1 protein-coding gene is annotated in these 601 nt (G+C 64.6%); it reads left to right on the forward strand.

Annotation, left to right across the window (positions count from 1 at the left end; all coding sequences use genetic code 11):
* Positions 1-601: 4Fe-4S binding protein (locus ILT44_RS30635; RefSeq protein ID WP_204243380.1), on the forward strand; the 601-nt coding region annotated here is incomplete at both ends.

Consider the following 601-nt stretch of genomic DNA (forward strand, 5'->3'; position numbering starts at 1 on the left):
TGGGGCCGCGGTCCCTTCTGCGGCTGGCTCTGTCCCTTCGGCGCCCTCCAGGAACTGACCAACAACATTGCCCAGTGGCTCAAGGTGCCGCAGGTCACCGTGCCCTGGGGCCTGCATGAGCGCCTCTGGCCCGTCAAGTACATCATCTTCCTCGGTTTGTTCGGGCTGTCGTTCTACTCCGTCGCGCTGGCCGAGGTCTTCGCCGAGGTCGAGCCGTTCAAGACCGCCATCATCCTGAAGTTCGTCCGGGACTGGCCGTTCGTCATCTACGCCCTGACGCTGCTCACGGCGGGCCTGTTCATCGAGCGTTTCTTCTGCCGCTATCTCTGCCCGCTCGGCGCGGCGCTCGCCATCCCCGGCAAGATCCGCATGTTCGAGTGGCTCAAGCGCTGGCCGGAATGCGGCTCGCCCTGCCAGCGCTGCGCCAAGGAATGTCCCGTCCAGTCGATCCACCCCGAGGGCTTCATCAACGTCAACGAATGCATCTACTGCATGCACTGCCAGGAGCTGTACCACGACGACCAGCGCTGCCCGCACATGATCCAGGTGCGGCTCAAGCGCGAAAAGCGCGAGGCCCTTTCGTCCCCGTCCATGCGCCAGA

It is taken from the genome of Microvirga arvi, from assembly GCF_016892765.1.
GTDB lineage: Bacteria > Pseudomonadota > Alphaproteobacteria > Rhizobiales > Beijerinckiaceae > Microvirga > Microvirga arvi.